This is a genomic window from Actinocrinis sp., from assembly GCF_035938995.1.
Classification (GTDB): Bacteria; Actinomycetota; Actinomycetes; order Streptomycetales; family Catenulisporaceae; genus DASZGI01.
Window position 1 is genome coordinate 1 of record NZ_DASZGI010000104.1, and the last position, 2,415, is coordinate 2,415.

Genomic DNA, 2,415 nt, shown 5'->3' on the forward strand with positions numbered 1-2,415 from the left:
ACTGGCGGCGCACGAGGGCGGCTTCTCCGACCCGGGGGCGGAGCACGTCACCAGCGTGGTCTTCTCGGTCACCCCGACGAAGATCGACGCGCACGCCAAGGGCGACCCGTTCGGCGCCACGACCCACCGCTTCTGACCGCCTACCGGGTGGCCTCGGACACTCACCATGCGCGCACCGGGCGGTGAAAGCCGCCTGCCGCAATGCGCCAGGCGCCCCCGTCCCGCGAGGATGTCAGTGTCGAGTGCATATCCCGCGCAACAGCAGGCGCACCTTTCCGGTGCCCGAGCTGAGGGGACGGAGGCCGCCAGCCCCCTGCCGTGGCCGACGGCAAAAGTTCGATCGGGCACGCCGGTGCTCTCTCGCCGCGCCGATGCGCCGATCAAGTGGGGTTGACCGGTGATCGTTTGTCGTCTGCTGTCGTCTCGTATCGGCCGTTGCCGGGGGCTGCGCTGACTTCTTGCTGACTACGTCGGTTGAGACACTAGCGGTTCACCGACGCCGCCCCGGTTAACCGGCGTGTATTCGGTAAGGATTAAGCCGCGCCCTCCGGACGGTGGCTGGGCGGACGTGGCGGACCTCACTACGATGACCGAACATGAGGCGCTTTCGCATTTGCGGCAGTGTTTTCGCCGCAGCCCTGCTGATGATCGCTTCGGCCACCTCCGCCGCAGCCCTGTCCCAGAACACCACCCTGGCCCAGTCCACCGTCGTCGGCCTGCACAACACCTACGACGACACCACCGCGTACCCCTATCTCGCCCAGGCGCTGGACGCCGGGGCAAAGCTGCTCGAACTGGACACCTGGGACGACTTCTTCACCAACGAGTGGAAGGTCAGCCACAGCAGTCCCTTCGGCAACAACAACAACTGCGTCGACGCCAGCTCGTCGGCCCAGATCTACACCGGCAGTGCCAATAAGGACCTCGGCTCCTGCCTCGACGACATCAAGTACTGGCTGGCCGCGCACCCCACGTCCGGCCCGATCTACATCAAGGTCGAGATGAAGGACGGCTTCGGTGCCAGTGTCGGCATGGGGCCCAGCCAGTTCGACTCCTACGTCAACAGCCACGTCGGCAACATCCTGTATCGGCCGAGCGACCTGATGAGCGGGTATCCCAGCCTGGACGCCGCGGCCAAGGCCAACGCGTGGCCGACCGAGTCAGCGCTGGCCGGCAAGCTGGTGATGTACCTGATCACCGGCACTGTGGAACTTGCCAACCCGTTTCACAACCCCAAGAGTGACGTCGAGTACTCGACCTATCTCAACGGGCTGAAGGCCGCCGGCACGCTGAACCAGGCGACACTGTTCCCGTCGGTGCTCGGCGCGGTGACGGGTGACCCACGCGACAAGTTCACCGACGCAACTTTGAAACCGTGGTTCGTGTTCTTCGATGGCGACGCCAGCACCTACGTCACCAGCGTCGACACGTCCTGGTACGACACTAACCACTACATCCTGATCATGACCGACGCCCAAAACGTGGCACCGACATTGGATCTGCACAACCCACCCATTGCCGATGCCCAGGCCAGAGTGGCGCTGCTAGCAGCACATCACGCCAGCGTGGTGTCCACGGACTGGTGGGGTGTGCCGTCCGTGCTCGCCGAGGTCCTACCGCGCGGCTGACACGAGCAGGATAGCCGCCGCGCTTCGCGTGGCATGGTGACGATGCCTGCGTGACCGCCGGTCATATTTCGGACTGGAGATTCTAGGCATCTCCTCGCCGGGCAAGACCTGTCCCTTCCGGGCCGTGTTGAGGGGTGCAAGGCACGCTTTTCGCCTTGTGCCCCTCGGCGCGGTCTGGTAGTCGCTTGCGATGACCGGCGAGGAGATGATCAGGGCCGACCACCCTCTCCCCGCCTTCCGGACCCTCCCGCGCCTCTGGAACCTCCCCATCCCGAGCGAGGGTCCGCCGGAGGCGACTCGGATTCAGGGAGTGGTTGCAACACTCGTATGTTGATGGGGTTGGTGCGGGTGTCTGGGTCTGGGTTTATGCCGCGCTCGGAGCATGGTCGGTGCGCACCTACAAACACCGCCAGCTATGCACCCGGACGCGCCCGACGATCTGATCCCCCGTCCGTGCACCATAGATCCTGAAGACGTCACCGACTATCCGTACGAAGACGCCCCGCGCCGCGCAGACCCGGCGACTATGCCGGGCCCGCGCGGCGCGGGTTGTTGCGTGTGCTGTCCACTTCCGTTCCGGTGCTCCGGCTAGCGGGGCGCCGTTTTCGCTGCGTTCAGCTCATGTGTTCAGCTCGTAAGCGCGACCGGCAACCCGGCTTACTGCACGACGGACCAGACGAAGGTGGCCGTGCCGGAGACTCCTGCCGTGTCCGTCGCCGTCACCGTGACCGTGTAGGTCCCGAGCGTGTTGCCGGAGCCGCCGAACGCGCCGTTCGACGCGATCGTG

2 protein-coding genes are annotated in these 2,415 nt (G+C 65.5%); one reads left to right on the forward strand and one right to left on the reverse strand.

Going from position 1 to position 2,415, the window contains the following annotated elements; translation table 11 throughout:
• The first annotated feature begins 596 nt into the window (after positions 1–596).
• Positions 597–1,628, forward strand: a complete 1,032-nt coding sequence (locus VGZ32_RS06880; protein ID WP_326885007.1) for a phosphatidylinositol-specific phospholipase C domain-containing protein — start codon at positions 597–599, stop codon at positions 1,626–1,628.
• A gap of 657 nt (positions 1,629–2,285) precedes the next feature.
• Here VGZ32_RS06880 and VGZ32_RS28625 read toward each other — a convergent pair.
• Positions 2,286–2,411 carry a putative Ig domain-containing protein gene (locus VGZ32_RS28625; protein WP_349263521.1) on the reverse strand — a complete coding sequence of 42 codons (126 nt, stop codon included), beginning with the start codon at positions 2,409–2,411 and terminating at the stop codon, positions 2,286–2,288.
• Between the last annotated feature and the right edge of the window lie 4 nt (positions 2,412–2,415).

What these genes read in the sequence shown, in the direction of transcription:
- VGZ32_RS06880 (WP_326885007.1), top strand. Translation starts at nt 597, where the DNA reads ATGAGGCGCTTTCGCATTTGCGGCAGTGTTTTCGCCGCAGCCCTGCTG.